This is a genomic window from Kocuria arenosa, from assembly GCF_042879215.1.
Classification (GTDB): Bacteria; Actinomycetota; Actinomycetes; order Actinomycetales; family Micrococcaceae; genus Kocuria; species Kocuria arenosa.
This window is the reverse complement of sequence record NZ_JBHZTA010000001.1, coordinates 597662-616811: the sequence shown is the minus strand read 5'-3', so window position 1 is coordinate 616811 and position 19150 is coordinate 597662. Positions and strand designations below refer to the sequence as shown.

The following is a 19150-nucleotide window of genomic DNA, read 5'->3' as shown; positions in this document are numbered from 1 at the left end:
CTTGCTCCGGTCCATGCGAGCGGCACTCACGCAACGGCACCGATCCTCGGTGGCGCGGACGCCGCGTCGGGCGCCGACGGTGTCGCCGGCCACTGTTGTCCGCGATCCAGACGGGGCGACGAAGGAGTGCCACCGGCCCACCGGCTCGAGGGGGCGGCCCCCTGCTCGCGGAGCTTTTCTGGCGGGACAGGCACGAGGACGGTAGGTGGATCGACCTTCCGTCTACCGGGCAGCAGGGTCGACGTAGCACGCAGGGTGGACGGTCGGGGGACCGGACCGCTCGGCGTGGATCGTGTCAGTCAAACCGGCCAGGGGGCTGAGGAGGGCACGCCGGCCGTGGCAGATCTCGCCTCCTGTGGAAGCACTCCCAAGACCTGCGTCCCCGCCGCCCCGGAGGAGCTGGAGGCCCACGGCTGCCTCGCTCGCCTCGCCGAGATCGCCCCGCACCTGGCCGAGGCACTGTCCGCCAGGACCCCTCCACGGAAGACTGGAAGCTGCGTGATCGAGCCCCGCCACGACGGGGCGACCCGAGCACGCACCTCCTGGTCGCGAGTGTGTGCGCACCGGTGGTGCTGCCGCCCCGGTCGGCCCGCGGTCCTCAGTGGCCGAGGGTGTGACTGGGTGTGGCGCCGTAGATCTGGCGGTAGTAGTGGGCGAAGCGGCCCCGGTGGGTGAAACCCCAACGGGCTGCGATTCTCTGCACCGTGTCCCCGACGGTGGGGTCACCGGCCTCCAGGTCGCGGTGGGCGGCCTCCAGACGGGTCCGGCGCAGGTACTGCGCCGGGGTCAGCCCCAGCGGGTCGTTGGAGCGGAACGCCCGCATCAGCGCGGCCGTGGTGGTTCCGGCCGCGCGGGCGGCGTCCTCGACGGTGATCGGGTGCCCGGCGTGGTCGTCGATGAACTGCACCGCCACCCGGTAGCGGCGGGTCTGGGCCTCCATGGACAGGTACCGGACCTCACGGTCCCCGGCCAGCGGGAAGCACTCCAGCAACCCCACGGCCAGGAAACGAGTGAGCTCGGCGCGCACCAACGGCTCGGCGTAGGCCTCCGAGCCCACCACACCGGCCCCGTAACGGGCCAGACCCGACCAGTACCGTCCCCACCGGGACCCGGCCGGGGTGCAGGAGTCGAAAGCCACCGGGGTCCTGGTGCCGTAGACGGTGTCAGCGACCTCCTGCACCAGCTCCACCGACAGGTGCGCCAGGGTCACGTCCGCGTCCTCGATCACCGTCAGGGACGGATGTTCGGGGCGGAACAGCACCGAGGAGCCCGCAGCGGCACTACCGCTCTGCCGGCCGATCTGCCAGTCGTACCGGACCCCGCGCACCTGGGCCACCGTGAAGGTCTCGGTGTCACCCCACAGGGACATCGTCCCGCCCACATGGACCGCCGACACCGCGAGCCGGTCGTCCCCGGCCCGGGACAGAGAATAGGAGAAATCCGGGTCCGTGGAGCCGTACCCGAAACGCATCCCGGTCCGCTCCCCCAGACCGGCCAGCACCTCGGGGTCCGCGATCGTCAGCTCCTGCCGGAACACCTCCCCCATGAGACCACCCCACCTCCTGCCGAGGACGCACCCTGCGGCGCCCGGCTCTGAGTGTCCATTGTCCAGACCGGCCCTCACCCGCGCACCATTGTGACCCGCCACTTCCGGCGTCCCCGCCTTCCACCGGACGAGGACCTGCGGGCAGATGTCTCTCACAGCTTGGCGAGCCGGTATCCGGCGCCGCGGACGGTGACGATGCGCTGCGCGCCGAGCTTGTTGCGCAGATAGCGGACGTAGACGTCCACCACGTTGGACGAGCCGTCGAAGTCGTAGCCCCAGACCTTGTTCAGCAGCTGCTCGCGGGTGAGCACCTGGCCGGGGCTCTCGAGGAAGGCCCTGGCCATGGCGAACTCCCGGGCGGAGAGCTCGATCTGCCGGTCCTCGAGCACCGCGCACCGGGTCCCGACGTCGAGGCCGAGCCCGCCGTAGCGCAGCGCGTCGGCGGCCGGGTCGGCCACCGCGCGGTCGCGGAGCCGGGCCCGGACGCGGGCCAGCAGCTCCTGGAAGCGGAACGGCTTCGCGAGGTAGTCGTCCGCCCCCTGTTCCAGCCCCGCGACGGTGTCCTCGACGGAGTCGCGGGCGGTGCACATGATCACGGGGATCGAGAAGCCCGTGGAGCGCAGCACCGAGAGCACCTGGAACCCGTCCATGCCGGGCAGGCCCACGTCGAGGACGAGCAGGTCGAACTCCCCGGTGCTCGCGTAGTCGAGGGCGCTCGTGCCGTCCTCGACCACCGTGGTCGTGTAGCCCGCGGCGCGCAGGCCCTTCTGGATGAAGCGCGCGATGCGCTCCTCGTCCTCGGCGATGAGGATGCTGGCCATGGGTCGCCTCTACTTCCTGGGGGGTGCGGTGGGGACGTCGGGACCGGGCACGGGGACCGGGAACGGGGCGGACCCGGACACGGTGGGACCGGACACGGTGGGATCGGACGTCGTGGAACCTGACACCGCCGGATCGGGGGCCGGGCCCGGGGCCGCGGCGGGCAGGGCTCCGGGCAGGCGGAGGGTGAAGGTGGCCCCGTTGCCGGGGCTCGAGCGCAGTCCTACGGTCCCGCCGTGGCCGTGGGCGATGGCCGCCACGATCGCGAGGCCGAGCCCGGAGCCCTCCACGGTGCGACCGGTCTCGGCCCGGCCGAAGCGCTCGAAGATCCGCTGCTGGTCCTCCGGGGCCACGCCCGGGCCGGTGTCCCGGACCCACACCTCGAGGGTGCGTGCGGGGGCGTCCTCGCCGGCCGCGGCGGGCCCGGTGGCCCAGGCGGCACCCAGTGCCACGAGGTCCCCGGGGGCGGAGAACTTCACCGCGTTGGCGGCGAGCTGCACCACCGCCTGGGTGAGGCGCTGCGCGTCGGCCACGACCTGCCCCTCGACCCGCGCCTCGAGTTCCCAGCGCCGGTCCCCCAGCGCGCGCAGCCGGTCCACGGTGTCGTCGAGCCAGGCGGGGACGTCCACGGGGCCGGGACGGATGAAGTCGGCGCGCTGGGCCTTGGCGAGCAACAGCAGGTCCTCCACGAGGCGGTTCATCCGCTCGATCTCGTCGAGGAGCATCGCCCGGGTCTCCTCGACGTCGGCGGGGTCGTGCTGGTCCATCAGCTCGAGGTTGCCGTGCAGGATCGTCAGGGGTGTGCGCAGCTCGTGGGCGGCGTCGTCGAGGAACTGGCGCTGCTGGACGAAGGCCGCCTCGATCCGGCCGAGCATGCCGTTGAAGTTCACGGCGAGCTGGCCCACGTCCGAGTCGTCCTGCGTCACGGGCACGCGCCGCCCCAGGTCCTCCGGGCTGATCTGTTCCGTGGCCCGGCGCAGACGGGTGATCGGGGCGGTGACCCGGCCCACCAGGACGTAGGCCACCAGCCCCGCCACGACCGTCGTGAGGGCGGCGATGCCGAGATAGCGCCACAGCGAGTCCAGGACGATCTGGCGCTGGGCGCTCATGTCGAAGCCGACCACGAGGTAGCCCTGGCGCGGGTCCTCGTCCAGGACCACGGAGATGACGCCCAGCCGGAGCATGCGGCCGTCCTGCTCGTGGTCGAAGACGACGGTCTGCCCGGGCCGGGCCCGTTCCACGGCCGCGCCGAGCGTGGCGGGGTCGTCGAGCTGGAACCGGGACCGGTCGGCGTGCTCGAACGCCGGCTCGCCGCCCACCAGCGCGAGGATGCTCTCGTGCTCCCCGGGCACCGTGGTGGTCATGAAGGTGTAGAAGAGCTGCGGCAGGTCCGTGAACGGTTCCTCGGCCGTGGCGTTCAGGTCCTCCGAGAGGGAGGCGTCCGGGCCCAGCGGCCCACGCTGCGCGAGCCGCTGGAGCTCGCCGGCCTCCTGGACGATGTCCTGGCGCACGGACTCGTCGAGGTCCACCAGGCGCAGGTAGTGGGTGATCCCTCCCACGGCGAGGAGCGCGACGGCCAGGAAGGCGATGGTCGTGGCGAGCACCCGGCTGCGCACGGACCGAAGCTCCGTCCGCACCCTGTCCCACCGCGCGCCCGCCATGCGGCCCAGCCTATCGACGGCACGTGAGAGTAAAATGAACGGAGGGGACGGGCCGTGCGGCCCGTCCCCTCCCTCGGCGCGGGGGTCCTGCCCCCGGGCTCAGTACTTCTTGCTGCGCGGCTTGCGGAACGGCTTGTCGCCGTCCCGGTCGCCCGCGGAGAACCCGGACCGCTTGCCCTGGTAGCCGCCGCGGGAGTCGTCGCCCCGGGCACCGCCGCCGCGGCGGGGCCGGTCCTGGTAGGAGGACGAGGTGCTGCGGGGCCGGCCGCCGGCGCCCGGGCCGCGGTCGGCCTCGAGCTGGATGAGCTCCCCGTTGATGCGCGTGCGGGAGAGCCGGTCCAGGGTGGAGGCGGGCAGGTTCTCGGGCAGGCCCACGAGGGTGTGGGTCGAGCGGATGTCGATCGCCCCGATCTGCTCGCCGCTCAGGCCGCCCTCGTTGGTGAGGGCTCCCACCACGGAGCCCGGCGAGACGCGGTGCCGGTGGCCGACGGACATCCGGTAGGTGGCCATGCCCTTCTCGGTGCGCGGTTCGCGGCGCGGCCGGTCGTCGCCGTCCCGTCCCGGGCGGTCCCGGTCGCGGGTGCGCTGCACCGGCTCGGGCAGCTCCTCCACGAAGAAGGGCCGGCCGTCCTGGGCCATCACGGCGATCGCGGCGGCGATCTCCACGGCGTCGACGTCGTGCTCACCCTGGTACTGCTCGACGAGCTCGCGGAACTGGGCGAGGTCCTCGGACTCCATGGTGTCCGTGATCTGCTGGGCGAACTTGTCCTTGCGGGTCTGGTTCACGTCCTCCGTGGAGGGCATGCGCATGAGCTCCACCGGCTGGCGGGTGGCCTTCTCGATCGCCCGCAGCAGGTACTTCTCCCGCGGGGTCATGAACAGGATCGCCTCGCCGGAGCGCCCGGCGCGGCCGGTGCGCCCGATCCGGTGCACGTAGGACTCGGTGTCGTGCGGGATGTCGTAGTTGACCACGAGCGAGATGCGCTCGACGTCGAGGCCGCGGGCCGCGACGTCCGTGGCCACGAGGACGTCGATCTTGCCGTCCCGCAGGGCCTCGACCGTGCGCTCGCGCAGGTTCTGCGGGATGTCGCCGTTGATCGCGGCGGCCGCGTAGCCGCGGGCCTTGAGCCGGTCGGCGACCTCCTCGGTGGCGGCCTTGGTGCGCACGAAGACGATCACGCCGTCGTAGTCCCCGACCTCGAGGATGCGGGTCATGGCCTCCATCTTGTGGGAGCCCATGACCTGCAGGTAGCGCTGGCGGGTGTTGGTGCCCGTGGTGGTCTTGCCCTTGACGGCGATCTCCTGCGGGTCCCGCAGGTACTGCTTCGCGATCTTGCGGATCGCCGGGGGCATGGTCGCGGAGAACAGCGCGACCTGCTTCTCGACGGGCGTCTGCGAGAGGATCTGCTCGACGTCCTCGGCGAAGCCCATGCGCAGCATCTCGTCGGCCTCGTCGAGGACCACGTACTGCAGGTGGGACAGGTCCAGGGACCCCTTCTTGAGGTGGTCGATCACGCGGCCGGGCGTGCCGACGACCACCTGGGCGCCGCGGCGCAGCCCCGCCAGCTGCGGGCCGTAGGGGGAGCCGCCGTAGACCGGCAGGACGGTGAAGTCCTCGAGGTGGGTGGCGTAGGAGGAGAACGCCTCGCCGACCTGGAGGGCCAGCTCGCGGGTCGGGGCGAGGACCAGGACCTGGGTGTCGCGGGAGACGCCGTTGACGTCGGAGAGCTCGGCGAGCCGGGACAGCGCGGGCACGGCGAAGGCTGCGGTCTTGCCGGTGCCGGTCTGGGCCAGGCCCACCACGTCCTTGCCCTGAAGCAGCACCGGGATGGTGGCGGCCTGGATCGGCGTGGGGTTCTCGTAGCCGACCTCGTCCAGGGTGGCGAGCACCCGGGGGTCGATGCCGAGCTCGGCGAAGGTGATGGTGTGCTCCTCGGCGGTGCCGGAGGTGCTGGGGGTGTCGACGGTCATGGAGAAGTGCCTCGTTATCTGTGCGGGTGGCGGCCCGGGAGCATGCCCAGGGGCGTCGGCCACGGTCGTGGTGTCCGGACGTCCCTGCCAACCACTTGGAGCCCCGTTCGGGAACGGGAGCGTCGGACACGGCGCGACACGGGCCGCGGCCGAACACGATGCGCGGACGGCATCGCGTTGCACGAGAAAGTGAGGGAGTGACCGGATTCGGTCCGCCCAGTCTAGCGCACCCGGCGGCGCGGTCATCCCAGCCGGCGCACCACCACGAGGTGCTTCTCGTCACGCACCTCGGTGTAGCCGGTGCCGTAGCGCCGGCCGGCCCAGTCGGCGACGTCCCCCGGCGGGTGCCCGCCCCACGCGGCGCCGAGCCGGTCGACCACCACGTACTCGGGGGCGGGATCGCCCTCGGACCCCAGCCAGTGCACCTGCGCGCCGGGCACGAGGTGGTGCAGGAGGGTCAGGTCCGTGGCCACGCTCGCCCCCTCGGGGACGGCCGCGACGACCGCTGCCTTGGCGTCCGCCCGGGGGTCCGGCCGGTAGGCGGCGGGGTCCACGAGGTCGGCCAGCGGGCGCCCCGGGACCAGCAGGAGGGCGACGGCGAGCGCCAGCGCCGGCGCGACCCGGGCGAGCCGCCGGAACCGTCCGCCGCGCAGCCGGAGCACGGCGTCGAGCAGCGCGACGACGACGACGGGCATGAGGACGGCGCTGTAGTGCCAGCTCGTGCCCCAGTAGCCGTGGTTCGGCGAGAGCATCCGCCAGATCAGCGTGGGCAGCGCCACGAGCGCCAGCGGCGAGCGCACCGCGACCACCGCGCCCACGGCCAGGACGGTCAGCCAGGTGAGCGCCTTCTGGCCCGGGACCACCAGGGAGACCAGCGCCCCGGCGGGGTCCGCGGCCGCCGCCGCGAGGTCCAGCCGGTCCGCGTACGCGAACCGGCCGTCCGGGCTGAGGGCGGGCAGCACCACGGTCACCGCGAGCGCCGACCAGGCCGAGCCCCACGCGGCGAGCGCGAGCCCCAGCGCCACCGGGCGACGGTCCCCGTCCGCCTCGCGGTGCGCCCGCCAGGCGAGCACCAGGCCGAGCACCGCGACCGTGACGCCCAGGTCCTCCTTGACGAACGCGACGGGGGCGGCCCACAGCGCGGACGCCGTCCACCGCCGCTCCACCAGGCAGCCGAGGGCGAGGACCAGGAGCGGCAGGGCGAAGGCCACCTCGTGGAACTGCGCCGCGACCGCGGCCTGCAGCCCGAAGCTCAGCCCGTAGGCCAGTCCCAGGGCCGCGCCCGGGCCCGGGCCCAGCGCCCGGGCCGCGAAGCCCGTCAGCGCCCCCGCGGAGACCGCCACGAGGAGGTCCTGGAATACGAGCAGGGTCAGCGCGGAGGGGAACAGCGCGTAGACCGGGCCCAGCAGCGCGAGGATCGGGTGGAAGTGGTCGCCCAGCAGGTTGGCGCCGTGGCCCTTGAGGTGCACGACCGGGCCGTCCCCGGCGGCGTAGGACTTGGCGAGCTGGGTGAAGATCCCCAGGTCCCAGGACGGGACTTCCCAGCGGTGCCACTGGAGCAGGGACCACCACACGTACAGGACGAGCACGAGGAGCCCCACGCCCAGCGGCACCAGCCGCGCCCGCCCGGTGAGCGGCACGGGACGGGCCGGCGGTGCGGCGCGACGGAGCGCGGTGGCGGGCATGGCCTCCTCGGTGGCGGGGGGCGCCGTCGGACAGGACTGCCATCATGGTCTCATGGCCGTCACCGCTCCCCCGTCCGCCCGCCGGCGCCCGGTGACCCCGGACGCCGAGCTCGTGTGGGACCCGGAGGGCGCGCTGCACCTGGGCCAGACGCTCGGCGTGCTGGGCCGAGGCAGCGCCGATCCCCTGGTCCGGGTCGCGGCTCCCGACGTCGTGTGGGTCACCGCCCGGACCGCGGCAGGCCCGGTCACCGCCCTCTTCTCTCGCACCGGCGCTGGTCGTCCCCTGCAGCGGCCCGTGCTCGTGCGCGCGTGGGGGCCCGGCGCCGAGGAGTTCCTGCTGGAGGCCCCGCGCTGGTCGGGCGCGGAGGACGCCTGGGAGCGGTTCGAGGCCTCGGACGCCTTCCGCGCGCTGCCCCACCGGCTGAGCGCCGCCCGGCACCACCACCCTGGGCTGCGCCTGCCCTCGACCGGCCGGGTGCTGGACCGGGCCGTGCTCTCGGTGCTCGAGCAGCGCGTCACCGTGCGCGAGGCCGTGGCCGCGCACCGGCAGCTCGTGCGGCGCTACGGCGAGCCCGCGCCGGGCCCGGCCCCGGAGGGCATGCGGATCACCCCGACCGCCGAGGCGTGGTGCCGGGTGCCCGTGTGGGAGTGGCACCGGGCGGGGGTCGACGGTGCCAGGGCGGCCACCGTCCGGCGCGTGGCCGGACGGGCCGCCGCCCTGGAGCGCCTGGGCCGGGCCCCGCTGGACGCCGAGCTGCACCGGGGCCTGCGCTCGATCCCCGGGCTCGGGCCCTGGACGGTCGCGGAGATCGTGCAGTGCACCCACGGGGACCCGGACTCGGTCAGCGTCTTCGACTTCCACCTCGCGGACACGGTGTGCTGGTTCTTCGACCGGCGCCCCGGCGACGACCGCCGGATGCTCGAGCTGCTGGAGCCGTGGCGGGGTGACCGGCAGCGGGTGGTGCGCCTCCTGCGGGCCTCCGGCTTCCGCAAGCCCTCGTTCGCCCCGCGGCTGCACCCGGAGGACCACCGGCGCCGCTGAGCACCGCTGGGTGCCGGTGGGCACGGCTGGGTGCCGGTGAGGACATCCTGTCCTTGCTGGCACCGGCGCACCGGTGGGAGTTCAATGGGGCCATGACGACCGAACACGTGATCAAGGAGCCGCACGGTGCCGGCTACACCGAGCGGATGAACAAGCTGCGGGCCGGGGTCCTGGGTGCCAACGACGGCATCGTCTCGGTGGCCGCGGTCGTGGTGGGCGTGGCCGGCGCCACGACGAGCACCAGCGCCGTCCTCCTGGCCGGGGGCGCGGCCCTGGTCGGTGGAGCCCTGTCCATGGCCCAGGGCGAGTACGTGTCCGTGTCCAGCCAGTCGGACTCCCACCGGGCCCTGATCGAGAAGGAGAAGCAGGAGCTGATCGACATGCCCGAGGCCGAGCTCCTGGAGCTCGCCGAGATCTACGAGACCAAGGGCCTGTCCGTCGGCACGGCCCGGCAGGTGGCGCTGGAGCTCACCGAGCACGACGCCCTGGCCGCGCACCTCGACGCCGAGCTCAACATCGACGCGGAGGACATCGTCAGCCCGTGGGGCGCAGCGGTCGCGTCCGCGCTGTCCTTCCTCGTCGGAGCGCTGCTGCCCATGCTCGCGATCCTGCTGCCGCCGGAGGCCTGGCGGATTCCCGTCACCTTCGTCACGGTGCTCGCAGCCCTCGCGCTGACCGGCTGGCTCGGGGCGCGCCTCGGGGACACGCCGCAGCGGGGGCGCGCGGTGGTGCGCGTGGTGGTGGGCGGGGCGCTGGCCCTCGTGGCCACCTTCGCGCTCGGCTCGCTGCTCGGCGTCACCGGTCTCGTCTGATCCCCTGCCGCCCGGACCGGTCCCCGGTCGTGGGCACGGGACCGGGCACGGGCACGCCGGGAACGACGACGCCGGGCCCCTCCTCCGAAGAGGCGGGGCCCGGCGCGGTGGTGCGGCAACGGTCCCGCGGTCAGGCGTTGGGCGCGTCCTGGGACTGCTTGGCGACCTCGGCGCGGACCTCTTCCATGTCAAGACCCTTGACGGCGTCGATGACCTGGTCGAGGGCGGAGGCGGGCAGGGCGCCCGGCTGGGAGAAGACGAGGATGCCCTCCCGGAAGGCCATGAGCGTGGGGATCGACGAGATCTGGGCCGACGCGGCGAGCATCTGCTGCTCCTCGGTGTCGACCTTCCCGAAGACGATGTCCTCGTGCTTCTCCGAGGCGGCCTCGTAGGTCGGGGCGAACTGCTTGCAGGGTCCGCACCACTCGGCCCACCAGTCGAGCAGGACGATGTCGTTCTCGGCAATGGTCTGGCCCAGGGTGTCCTGGGTGATGTCAACGGTAGCCATGCCCTCCAGCGTAGAGGCAGAGCCGTCCGGGGGCACAGGATTTCACTGCCGGCTCAAGACCGGGTGGCGCGCGGGAACTAGACTGGGCGTCCGGGTCGGGCCTGCGGCCCGGGCTCCGGGACCGGGCGACCGGACCGGAGCCGGATCCCGTGCACGCCGAGGTGCGCCATGAACTTCGAGATCGGCATCTTCTCGCTGGGCGAGGTGGTCCCGGACCCCGTCACGGGCACCCGACCCGACAGCCGTCAGCGCCTGCGGGACATCATGGAGCAGGCCGAGGCCGCGGAGCGCGCCGGGCTCACCGTGATCGGCGTCGGCGAGAACCACGGGACGGACGTGGTCGCGGCCTCCCCCGTGGTGCTCCTGTCCGCCATCGCCGGCCGCACCCACCTCCTGCGGCTCACCACGGCCGTCTCCGTGCTCACGGCCGGGGACCCCGTGCGGCTCTACGAGCAGATCGCCATGCTGGACAACATCTCCGGCGGGCGGGCCGAGATGATCGTGGGCCGCGGCGCCTCCCAGCGCGTGCTGTGCGCCCTCGGCCTCGGGCGGGAGGACCACGACGCCCTGTTCGAGGAGAAGCTGCGCCAGCTCCTCACGGTCCGCGAGACGGATCCGGTGACCCTCGTCGGCCCACTCCCCCGGCACGGCGTGGAGCTCGACCTCGAGCCCCGCCCGCTGCAGCCGTGCCTGCCGATCTGGCTCGGCAGCTCCGGCACGCCGGCCTCCGTGGCCCGCGCCGGGGCTCTCGGGCTGCCCCTCGCCCTGCTGCGCACGCACGGTCCCTTCGCCGAGGCCGTGCCCGTCGTCGAGGCCTACCGGCGGGCTCTCGAGGAGTCCGGCCACGACGGCGACACCCCGGTGGGCCTCAACGTCCCGGGCTTCGTGGCGCGCGCCCCCGCGAAGGCGCAGGAGCTCAGCCACCCCTACTTCGCCGCGGGGGCCCGCAGCCACGGGCCGGTCCACCCGGCGGACCCCCGCTGGTCCCGGGAGGAGTACGAGCGGGAGTGCGGCCCTGACGGGACCCTCGTGGTGGGGGACGTGGACGAGGTGGTCGCCAAGATCGTGGCGCAGCAGCGCGCGCTCGGCCACGAACGCCTCCTGCTGCGCATGGACGCCGGCGGCGTCCCGCACCACCTGGCGCTCGAGTCGATCACGCTGCTCGGCGCCGAGGTGGTGCCGCGGGTGCGCGCGGCCCTGGGCTGACACCCGGCAGCGGCGCCCGGCCGTGAAGCCCGGCAGCGAGGCCCAGGGCGCGGGTCTCAGGCCTGCGCCGGGGACGCCGTGAGCACGACGTTCTTCCCCCAGAGGTCCTCGGTGTAGCAGCTGACGATGACCAGACGGTCCGGGACGATGCGCCAGATGTCGCTGTCCTTCAGGGTGTTCTTGTCGTGGGTGACCACCGAGTCCACCACGTACTCCAGGGTCCCGGCCGCGGTCTCCAGCTCGATCTCGCTGCCCACCAGTCCGGGGTCGCTCAGCCGGTTGAACGGGGCGTCCCGGTCCTCCCAGCTGTGGCCGGTGATGTACGTGGTGTTCTCCGAGCCCTCGCCCGGCATGCCGTAGGGGGTGAGCCAGTAGCCGTCCAGGGTGTCCGGTGGGACCAGCAGCTCCGTGGCCAGCTCCTGCTCGCTCGGCGTCAGGGGCAGGACGGTCACGTCGAGCTGGGCGTCCTCGACGGCCAGCCGCACGGGCGCCGCCGCCGCCGGACGGTCGGAGATGGTCGTGGCGGGCGGCGCGTCCGTGGCGGCCGCGGTGGGAGGTGCCGCCGAGGCTGCCTGGACCGGGGCGGTCGCCGTCGCGGCCGGGGAGCCGGTGCCCTCCGCGCCCCAGGGATCCGTCAGCAGCACGGTGGACAGGACCGCCGCGGCGCCGAGTCCGCCGACGGCGGCCCAGCGCGTGCCCGCACGACGGCGCGGCGCGGTCTCCTGCTCGGGTGCGTCCATGCTCTGGTCCTTACGGGGTCGGCTCGGCAGATGGCTGCGCCCTGGTGCCGCGCGGGCGCGGCACCAGGGCGGTCAGCGGATCGGGATCAGGCGCGCCCGCGGCGCACCCGAAGGGCCACGGCCCCGGACACGGCCGCACCGGCGGCCAGCAGGCCGGCCAGCACACCCGTGCTGAGCCCGCTCTCCTCGGCGGTCTGCATGTTGATGCCCTGGTTCACGCCGGAGTCCGTGCCGGTCCAGTCGTCCGAGCCGGTCCCGGTGCCCAGGACGTCGCAGTTGCCCTGGAAGAGCGCCACGAGGTCGGCGCCGTCCTCCATGAAGACCTCGCCCTGGGCGCGGGCGTCCACGGCGGCGGTCTGGAAGTTGGCAGCGGCGGCGGAGCTGGCCGCGTAGGCCTCGGCCACTGCCGGATCGCTGCTCGAGGCGGCGTAGGACTCCTGCAGGCGCAGGATCTCGTTCCAGGCGGCCTGGGCGCGGTCGATGGTGTCGTCGTTCACGACGGCGTCCTCCAGCACGGCCTGCTGGGTCTGGAGCTGGCCCAGGACCGCCTGGTCCGTGACGAGCGAGTTGAAGTGCGTGCCCGCGTCGTAGAGGTGGTCGGCCGCGGTGACCAGGTTGGTCACCGCGGTGCTGGCGGCGGGGGCCACACAGGTGTCGGCGTGGGCGGCGGGGGCGCCCAGGAACAGGCCTCCGGCCAGGACGGCAGCCGACGAACCCGCGGCCACCCACTTCTTCACAGCAGTCATATCGGTCTGTCTCCTCAATCGTTCAGAACCCCGGGCCTGCCCCTGGGGTACCAGCGCGCGGCACAGTCCTTCCCAGCGTCCTCGGCGGTGCACACCGGCGGGAGCGCTGCAGGGTCGGTCGTGCTGCTGGTCATCCGGAGTAGGGGGTCCCGACGTGCCGGCTCGGGGAGTGCTGGCACGTGGCCGGATGATGCTGTCGCCTCAAGCTACAAGGATATTCATGTTCTTAGCAATTGTTAAGGCTGGAACGGCGGGGCGGCCTCGTCCCCGTGTCCCCGCAACAGGGGCTCTCTGCGCAGGATGCCGCAGGAGCGGCAGCCCCTCCCCCATGCACGAGCGCGGGCTCCGGGGCCATCCTGGCAACCGCGGGCGTCCCACCGGCGAGGGACTGCCCGACCCCGTCGTGACCGGGCACGACGATGGCCCCGGTCCGCGGACCGGGGCCATCGTCGTGGAGCTCGTGGCAGATGAGGGATTCGAACCCCCGTAGGCATTGCCAGCTGATTTACAGTCAGCCCCCTTTGGCCGCTCGGGTAATCTGCCGGGGTGCTGCCGCCGGACCTTCCGGCCCGGTGGTGGCCGCCCCCGCGTGCGGGAGCAGTTCAACAGTACAGAACATCGGCCGTGATGCGAAATTGCCGGGACCGGCTCAGTCGGCGAGCCGCTCGCAGACCTGCTGGAGGAACTTCTCCGCCTGCTCCGCGGTGATCTCGCCGTGCGTCACGGCCTCCGCGAGGTCCTCGGCGACACCGATCAACCGCTGCGCCACCTCGGGGTCGATCCGCTCGGTGGCCGAAGCGCCTGTGCCCGGACGGGGCGGCGGCGCCGTGCCGCCGGTGGTCGCGACCGCCGGGCCCAGCCCGATGCCCATCAGCAGGACCGCCGCCAGCGCGGTGGCCGCCACGGCGCTTCCGTGCCAGGTCCGCCCCGAGCCGGGCGTCACGTCGTCGTGACCCTCGGATGTGCTCATGCCGCCATCCTGGGAGACGGACCTGGACGGACCCTTGGGCTCAGGTCACGAAACGGTGACGGGGCCCTCCCGGTAGGCTGGTTCACAGTCCCGCGGGCCGCACGCCGCCCGTCCACCGTCCCAGCCCAGGAGGCAGCATGGCCAGCGATTCCTCGTTCGACGTCGTCAGCAAGGTCGACAAGCAGGAGGTGTCCAACGCCCTGAACCAGGCGCAGAAGGAGATCGCCCAGCGCTACGACTTCAAGGGCGTCGGGGCGGAGATCGACTTCTCCGGCGAGAAGATCCTCATGAAGGCGAACTCGGAGGAGCGCGTCAACGCCGTCCTCGACGTCTTCCAGTCGAAGCTCGTCAAGCGCGGCATCTCCCTGAAGTCCCTCGACGCCGGGGAGCCCTTCGCCTCCGGCAAGGAGTACCGGATCGAGGCCTCCGTGAAGGAGGGCATCGCCCAGGACCAGGCGAAGAAGATCACCAAGCTCATCCGCGACGAGGGCCCCAAGGGCGTGAAGGCCACCATCCAGGGCGACGAGCTCCGGGTGTCGTCCAAGTCCCGCGACGACCTCCAGGACGTCATCACGCTGCTCAAGGGCTCGGACCTCGAGGTGGACCTGCAGTTCATCAACTACCGCTGACCCGGGCCGTGCGCCCCGGCCGGCGGACCGGGAACGGACAGCGCTACCGGGCGGCGTCCTCGCCGGCCCAGGCCTCCGCGTAGAACTGCGGGGAGTGCGAGTCCAGCAGCTCGGCGTAGGGATCCGGCTCCATCGCCTGCGCCGAACCAGTCGGGACGCCGGAGGCGAAGGCGGACACGCCCAGCCCGGCCTCATGGTCCTCCAGGGTCAGGCCGGCGGCCTCCAGGATCGTGGGGTACATGTTCAGCTGGTCCACGCGGGGACGCAGCGTGCTGTTCCCGTCCTCGCCCGGGATCCAGATCCGGTTGAAGATCGTGCGGTTGTCGTGGTCGTCGAGCTGCTCGTGGAAAGCGTCGCCGGCGCTCATGTGCTTGAGGTGGTCGCCCATGATCACCACGGCGGTGTCGTCGAGGTAGCCCTTCTCCTCCATGTGCTCCACGAATCCGGCCACCTGGGTCATGGAGCAGGAGAACACGGAGGTGACCTCGTCCTCCGTGTCCACGGTGCAGTAGTCGTAGACGTGCACCGGCTCGTGGGTGTCCAGCGTCAGCACGGAGAGGTTGAACGGCCGGCCGGTCCTCTCCGCCTCGGCGTGCAGCTCGTCGATCTCGTCCTTGGCGTGGGCCATGAGGCGTTCGTCGCTCAGGCCCCAGTCGCTGCGGAAGTTCTTCTCCGGCTCGCCGGCGGCCCGCCAGTCGGAGAGGTCCTTGACCTCGGAGTAGCCGTGGCTGCCCAGGAAGTCGTCCTTCGCGGCGAAGGAGGCGTTGGCCCCGCCCAGGAAGACGTTGTGGTAGCCGTGCTCGTCCAGCACATCGCCCAGGCAGGTGGCTCCTCCCAGGTAGGTGCCGACGTCGCCGCTGAGCTCGTCGGAGGCGCCGCTGCCCGCGGCGGAGCCCACGCCCTTCAGCGGGACGCCGCACTGCGTCGAGGTGAGACCGGCCATGGTCCAGCCTCCGCCCTGGTACTGCCGGAGATCGTCCACGCTCTGCCAACCGTCCGAGGCCTTGGTGACCTCCTTCAGAGGGACGAACGCGTCCTTCTCGAAGAGCTGGTCGTCCGCGAGGGTGGCCTCGCCGGACTCGAGGTAGATCAGCACCAGGTTGCGCTTGCGCTCGGCGCTGGTGACGGTCGGCTCCACGTAGTAGTCGCCGAGGTCGTACGCGGAGTTCGTCGCCCTGAGGTAGTCCGCCACGCCCACCGTGGTGGCGAAGGCCGTGGTGCCGCCGACGACCACCGCGGCCACCAGAGCGGTGGAGACGGTGCGCATGATCCACTGCGGGCGACCAGGACGCGTGTCGTCGCCGTTGCGGCGGCGCTCGCGGCGCCGGGAGGACTGCCACAGGGCGATCCCGACGGTGACGAGCAGGGGCACGACGCCGATCCCCAGGACGCCGATCCAGACGATGGCTCCGCCCCCGCCGTCGATCTCCACGGAGACGAGGTTCAGGAGCATCTGACCCACGGAGATCCTGCCCCAGAAGAAACGGATGCCGGCGGCGGCGATGAGCAGCGCGAGCCCCGCCCAGATCAGGACGTAGACCCAGGTGCGTCCCACGACGACGCCAACCCGTCGGATCACGTGCGGAATCCGGCCGGACATGGCAACACCTCGCGTTCCGGATGCCCGCGTGCTCGTCGAGCACCCTTGACACCCAACCCGTTCTCGGGCCCGTAGAAGACTAGTACGGCTACGCTACCCGTTCACCAGTGGTTCACCAGTGGTTCACCCGTCGCTCGATCGGCCCGGACGCTGTTCGTCGACCACCGCCGAGCTCCTTCCACACGTCCTCCCGCACGACACCTCTCGTTCGACGACGGAGCCGCCGACCTCGCGAGGTGGGCGGCTCCGTCGTCGTCGGTGGGCCGGATCAGCGGCGGCCGATCCCCGCCATGCCCTCGAGCCGGGCCACACGGTCCGCGGTCGGCGGGTGGGTGCGGAACAGGCTTGCCGCACCGCCGCCCCGGAACGGGTTGGCGATCATGAGGTGCGAGGTGTTGACGAGCTTCTGGTCGGCGGGGTTCAGCGGCCGGGCGGTCGTGCCCATCTCGATCTTGCGCAGGGCCGAGGCCAGCGCGAGCGGATCCCCGGTGAGCTGCGCGCCGTCCTCGTCGGCGTCGTACTCGCGCGTGCGGGAGACCGCGAGCTGGATGACGGTCGCGGCGAGCGGCGCCAGGAAGGCCAGGAGCAGCCCCACCAGGGGGTTGCCGCGGTCCCCGCCCCGCCCGCCGCCGAAGATGGCCGTGAACTGGAGGAACTGCGCGGCCGAGGTGATGATGCCTGCCACGGCCGCGGCGATCGAAGACGTGAGGATGTCCCGGTTGTAGACGTGCATCAGCTCGTGGCCGAGCACGCCCCGCAGCTCGCGCTCGTCGAGCATCTGGAGGATGCCCTCGGTCACGCACACCGCCGAGTTCTCCGGGTTGCGCCCGGTGGCGAACGCGTTGGGGCTCATCGTCGGGGCGATGAACAGGCGGGGCATCGTCTGGTTCGCCCGCTGCGACAGCTCTCGCACGATCCGGTAGTACCCGGGTGCCTGCTGCTCGGTGACCGGGATGGCGCGCATGGAGCGCAGCGCGAGCTTGTCGCTGTTCCAGTAGCTGTACGCCGTGGACGCCAGACCGATCAGGGCGAAGACCCAGATGAAGACGCTGCTTCCCGTCCCGCTCGCCACGACCCATCCGATGGCCAGCAGCACCGCCCACAAGCCGCCGAGGAGCAGGACGGTCTTGAGCCCGTTGTTGTGGTTGTGCATCGGGGGTGTGGCTCCTTCATCGGGGACGCGAGTCTTCCGATGGGCACAACCCCGCCGGCGGCGCCCGTCTTCCCGGGCCGGGCGAGCTCCAGGGATCTCCCAGCCGGCTCCGGGCCTCCTGTCGTTCCGGCCGGGGTGCGCAATCCGCGGACAGCCACCGGGGGGGGGTGGGAGCGGTGACACCGCCGGCACCCGTGCCGGCGGTGTCACCGGCACGGGTCCTCAGGTCGCCGGATCCTCGTCAGTCGGAGGCACGGTCGCCGAAGGCACGGTCGCCGGAGCCTCCGTCGCCGCACCCTCCGTCGCCGGGAGCTCCACGGGCGTCTCGGCCACCGGCGCTTCGGTCGACGGAGCCTCCGTCGTCGGAGCCTCCGTCGCCGGGAGCTCGACGGGCGTCTCGACGACCGGACTCCCGGGCGCCGGCGTCTCAGCTGCCGGGGGCTGGTCGACCGGGGTGTCCCCGGCCGGGGTGCCGCCGTCGCCCGCGGGCGGCGACGCGGGGGCGCTGCCCCCGCCACCGGCTGCCGACGAGCCGCCGGTGACGCCGCCGCCCGAGGACTGCGCACCCGACGGCTCTGCGCCCGACGCCGCGGGCCGCGGCGCAGGGCCGTCGACCTGCATGCTCCCCGGTGTGCGGGGGGCCGCCTCGGTGCGAGGGCCGGTCGACGCACCGGGCTCGGCGCCGGCCTGCCGCGAGCCGGCGGCCGTCCCGTCCACCGTGGCGGCGGTGGCGAGCGTCCCGCCCGCGCGAGCGGTCCGGGCCTCGGCCGCGGCTTCGGTCAGGGGACCGGGGGACGGTTCGGAGGTCGGCAGGGAGAGCACCCCGCCGGCACCGCGGGGCACCGCGGCACCGGGACCGGCGCCGCGGGCCATCGTCACCGCGTCGTCGTCGGCCCCGGAGGGGGTGGGAGGCGCGGAGGCGGAGGGTGTCGTCGCACCGGAGCCGCCGACGCGTCCCGCGGCCTGTGTCGTCCCGTCGCCGAGACCGTCGAAGCCCGACAGGGCGACTCCCGCGAGCGCCGCGGCGGCCGCCAGGGCGCCGGCGCCGAGCAGCACCTTCCGGCCCCGTCGGGTGACGTGGACGGCGGCGAGGGCTCCTCCGGCCACGTCGGTGCCCGGAGCCGCTCCCAGTCGTCCGGCGCTCATCCGTCCTGCGGTCCGGACCAGCTCCACGAGCTCGTCGGTCCGGGTGCCTCTCAGCGGCACCCCGGCGAGCACGGGCAGCAGCCAACCGCGCAGGCCTGCTTCGGTGTCCTGGAGGTACAGGTGGTCGGCCGTGCAGCGGGAGCACTCGTCGAGGTGGAGCTGCACGGCCTGCGTCCGCTCGGCGGACAGGCCGCCGCCGGCGAAGGCGCCGAGGTCGGCCGCGCAGTCCGCGCACCCGGGGAGGGTCGCAAGGTCCTGACGGGCCCGGCGGTAGGCGGCCCGCAGCCCGGCGCGGGCCTCGAGGTGCAGCGCGGTGGTGGCGGCCGGGCTCAGCCCGAGCACCGCGGCCGTCCGCTCGAGTCCGAGGGCCTCGATCTCGAGGTACCACAGCGCGGCCTGCCAGGACGTCGGAAGCCCGAGGTAGATGCCGGCGACCGTCTCCGCCGCGCCGTCCCGCTCCGCGCCGGCCCGGCCGACGACGGCGACCAGCCGTGCCCGCAGGAACACCCCCGGACCGTCCTCGTCGCCGCCCGCGTCGCCGATCTCCACGAGGACCTGGTCGAAGGCCGTGCCCGCCAGCTGCTCCGCGTCCTGGCGGCTCGGCGTGTGGAGCCGGGCCACGACCACGGCCGTGTGCCAGTGCCGGTCCCGCAGGTCCGGGAAGGCGTCGGGGTGCTGCGCCCGCACCGCGGCGAGCAGCTCCTCGTCGGTGCGCGGGGTGCGCCCCTCGGTCGTGCGCGTCATGGGATCTCCGTCGGTCTCGGGAACGCTCGGGCACCTTGCGGTGCGGGCGACCCGGGAGCGGTGCCGCGAGGTCGCGGCCCCCGGCATGACGATGACGACGCGCACGCCGACGGCGCGCGGCTTCTCGGACTGTGGACCCCCCGGTCCCCCGACCCCATGGTAGAGCGCCTCG

The 19150-nt window shown here is 73.3% G+C and carries 16 protein-coding genes and 1 tRNA gene; 4 read left to right on the top strand and 13 right to left on the bottom strand.

What is annotated here, in order from left to right; genetic code table 11:
* Nucleotides 1–598: 598 nt before the first annotated feature.
* The 5 genes from ACFYE3_RS02855 to ACFYE3_RS02835 form a co-directional block, all read right to left on the bottom strand.
* The gene (locus ACFYE3_RS02855; RefSeq protein ID WP_387605090.1) at nucleotides 599–1546 is read right to left on the bottom strand and encodes a helix-turn-helix transcriptional regulator; all 948 of its coding nucleotides are present in this window, start codon (nucleotides 1544–1546) and stop codon (nucleotides 599–601) included.
* 152 nt (nucleotides 1547–1698) lie between these two features.
* Nucleotides 1699–2367, bottom strand: a complete 669-nt coding sequence (locus ACFYE3_RS02850; protein WP_387605091.1) for a response regulator transcription factor — start codon at nucleotides 2365–2367, stop codon at nucleotides 1699–1701.
* Nucleotides 2368–2376: 9 nt separating this feature from the next.
* Entirely contained in the window at nucleotides 2377–4026 is a 1650-nt protein-coding gene (locus tag ACFYE3_RS02845) for a sensor histidine kinase (RefSeq protein ID WP_387605092.1), read from the bottom strand.
* Between the two features lie 99 nt (nucleotides 4027–4125).
* Nucleotides 4126–6060, bottom strand: a complete 1935-nt coding sequence (locus tag ACFYE3_RS02840; protein ID WP_387605093.1) for a DEAD/DEAH box helicase — start codon at nucleotides 6058–6060, stop codon at nucleotides 4126–4128.
* Between the two features lie 179 nt (nucleotides 6061–6239).
* Nucleotides 6240–7682 (bottom strand): DUF2079 domain-containing protein, encoded by a 1443-nt coding sequence (locus tag ACFYE3_RS02835; RefSeq protein WP_387605094.1) that lies wholly within the window; start codon nucleotides 7680–7682, stop codon nucleotides 6240–6242.
* 52 nt (nucleotides 7683–7734) lie between these two features.
* Here ACFYE3_RS02835 and ACFYE3_RS02830 point away from each other — a divergent pair, with 52 nt between their 5' ends.
* Together ACFYE3_RS02830 and ACFYE3_RS02825 are read left to right on the top strand one after the other, a co-directional pair.
* A complete protein-coding gene (locus ACFYE3_RS02830) occupies nucleotides 7735–8724 on the top strand; it encodes a DNA-3-methyladenine glycosylase family protein (RefSeq protein WP_387605095.1) in 990 nt (329 codons plus the stop codon).
* 92 nt (nucleotides 8725–8816) lie between these two features.
* A complete protein-coding gene (locus ACFYE3_RS02825; RefSeq protein ID WP_387605096.1) occupies nucleotides 8817–9536 on the top strand; it encodes a VIT1/CCC1 transporter family protein in 720 nt (239 codons plus the stop codon).
* A 130-nt stretch (nucleotides 9537–9666) separates the two neighbouring features.
* On the opposite strand, the gene trxA is transcribed toward ACFYE3_RS02825, so the two are convergent.
* Complete coding sequence (gene trxA / locus ACFYE3_RS02820) at nucleotides 9667–10044, bottom strand: thioredoxin (RefSeq protein ID WP_035924949.1); 378 nt, start codon at nucleotides 10042–10044, stop codon at nucleotides 9667–9669.
* A 168-nt stretch (nucleotides 10045–10212) separates the two neighbouring features.
* On the opposite strand from trxA, the gene ACFYE3_RS02815 reads away from it, so the two are divergent.
* On the top strand, nucleotides 10213–11250 hold the full coding sequence (locus tag ACFYE3_RS02815) for an LLM class flavin-dependent oxidoreductase (protein WP_387605097.1): 1038 nt from the start codon (nucleotides 10213–10215) through the stop codon (nucleotides 11248–11250).
* 56 nt (nucleotides 11251–11306) lie between these two features.
* Here ACFYE3_RS02815 and ACFYE3_RS02810 read toward each other — a convergent pair whose 3' ends face one another.
* The 4 genes from ACFYE3_RS02810 to ACFYE3_RS02795 form a co-directional block, all read right to left on the bottom strand.
* Nucleotides 11307–11990 carry a class F sortase gene (locus ACFYE3_RS02810; protein ID WP_387605098.1) on the bottom strand — a complete coding sequence of 228 codons (684 nt, stop codon included), beginning with the start codon at nucleotides 11988–11990 and terminating at the stop codon, nucleotides 11307–11309.
* An 86-nt stretch (nucleotides 11991–12076) separates the two neighbouring features.
* Complete coding sequence (locus ACFYE3_RS02805) at nucleotides 12077–12736, bottom strand: hypothetical protein (protein WP_387605099.1); 660 nt, start codon at nucleotides 12734–12736, stop codon at nucleotides 12077–12079.
* A 461-nt stretch (nucleotides 12737–13197) separates the two neighbouring features.
* Nucleotides 13198–13279 (bottom strand) — tRNA-Tyr (locus ACFYE3_RS02800).
* Nucleotides 13280–13385: 106 nt separating this feature from the next.
* Nucleotides 13386–13706, bottom strand: a complete 321-nt coding sequence (locus tag ACFYE3_RS02795; RefSeq protein ID WP_387605100.1) for a hypothetical protein — start codon at nucleotides 13704–13706, stop codon at nucleotides 13386–13388.
* A 137-nt stretch (nucleotides 13707–13843) separates the two neighbouring features.
* Here ACFYE3_RS02795 and ACFYE3_RS02790 point away from each other — a divergent pair, with 137 nt between their 5' ends.
* Complete coding sequence (locus ACFYE3_RS02790; RefSeq protein WP_017832435.1) at nucleotides 13844–14335, top strand: YajQ family cyclic di-GMP-binding protein; 492 nt, start codon at nucleotides 13844–13846, stop codon at nucleotides 14333–14335.
* Between the two features lie 43 nt (nucleotides 14336–14378).
* Here the strand turns inward: ACFYE3_RS02790 and ACFYE3_RS02785 are convergent, their stop codons facing one another.
* The 3 genes from ACFYE3_RS02785 to ACFYE3_RS02775 all read right to left on the bottom strand — a co-directional run bounded on the left by ACFYE3_RS02785 (nucleotide 14379) and on the right by ACFYE3_RS02775 (nucleotide 18978).
* Nucleotides 14379–15914, bottom strand: a complete 1536-nt coding sequence (locus ACFYE3_RS02785; RefSeq protein WP_387605101.1) for an LTA synthase family protein — start codon at nucleotides 15912–15914, stop codon at nucleotides 14379–14381.
* Nucleotides 15915–16203: 289 nt separating this feature from the next.
* Nucleotides 16204–17088 carry a zinc metalloprotease HtpX gene (gene htpX / locus ACFYE3_RS02780; RefSeq protein ID WP_387605102.1) on the bottom strand — a complete coding sequence of 295 codons (885 nt, stop codon included), beginning with the start codon at nucleotides 17086–17088 and terminating at the stop codon, nucleotides 16204–16206.
* Between the two features lie 222 nt (nucleotides 17089–17310).
* The gene (locus tag ACFYE3_RS02775) at nucleotides 17311–18978 is read right to left on the bottom strand and encodes a zf-HC2 domain-containing protein (RefSeq protein WP_387605103.1); all 1668 of its coding nucleotides are present in this window, start codon (nucleotides 18976–18978) and stop codon (nucleotides 17311–17313) included.
* Between the last annotated feature and the right edge of the window lie 172 nt (nucleotides 18979–19150).

What these genes read in the sequence shown, in the direction of transcription:
- ACFYE3_RS02855 (WP_387605090.1), bottom strand. Translation starts at nt 1,546, where the DNA reads ATGGGGGAGGTGTTCCGGCAGGAGCTGACGATCGCGGACCCCGAGGTG.
- ACFYE3_RS02850 (WP_387605091.1), bottom strand. Translation starts at nt 2,367, where the DNA reads ATGGCCAGCATCCTCATCGCCGAGGACGAGGAGCGCATCGCGCGCTTC.
- ACFYE3_RS02845 (WP_387605092.1), bottom strand. Translation starts at nt 4,026, where the DNA reads ATGGCGGGCGCGCGGTGGGACAGGGTGCGGACGGAGCTTCGGTCCGTG.
- ACFYE3_RS02835 (WP_387605094.1), bottom strand. Translation starts at nt 7,682, where the DNA reads ATGCCCGCCACCGCGCTCCGTCGCGCCGCACCGCCGGCCCGTCCCGTG.
- ACFYE3_RS02830 (WP_387605095.1), top strand. Translation starts at nt 7,735, where the DNA reads ATGGCCGTCACCGCTCCCCCGTCCGCCCGCCGGCGCCCGGTGACCCCG.
- ACFYE3_RS02825 (WP_387605096.1), top strand. Translation starts at nt 8,817, where the DNA reads ATGACGACCGAACACGTGATCAAGGAGCCGCACGGTGCCGGCTACACC.
- trxA (WP_035924949.1), bottom strand. Translation starts at nt 10,044, where the DNA reads ATGGCTACCGTTGACATCACCCAGGACACCCTGGGCCAGACCATTGCC.
- ACFYE3_RS02815 (WP_387605097.1), top strand. Translation starts at nt 10,213, where the DNA reads ATGAACTTCGAGATCGGCATCTTCTCGCTGGGCGAGGTGGTCCCGGAC.
- ACFYE3_RS02810 (WP_387605098.1), bottom strand. Translation starts at nt 11,990, where the DNA reads ATGGACGCACCCGAGCAGGAGACCGCGCCGCGCCGTCGTGCGGGCACG.
- ACFYE3_RS02805 (WP_387605099.1), bottom strand. Translation starts at nt 12,736, where the DNA reads ATGACTGCTGTGAAGAAGTGGGTGGCCGCGGGTTCGTCGGCTGCCGTC.
- ACFYE3_RS02795 (WP_387605100.1), bottom strand. Translation starts at nt 13,706, where the DNA reads ATGAGCACATCCGAGGGTCACGACGACGTGACGCCCGGCTCGGGGCGG.
- ACFYE3_RS02790 (WP_017832435.1), top strand. Translation starts at nt 13,844, where the DNA reads ATGGCCAGCGATTCCTCGTTCGACGTCGTCAGCAAGGTCGACAAGCAG.
- htpX (WP_387605102.1), bottom strand. Translation starts at nt 17,088, where the DNA reads ATGCACAACCACAACAACGGGCTCAAGACCGTCCTGCTCCTCGGCGGC.
- ACFYE3_RS02775 (WP_387605103.1), bottom strand. Translation starts at nt 18,978, where the DNA reads ATGACGCGCACGACCGAGGGGCGCACCCCGCGCACCGACGAGGAGCTG.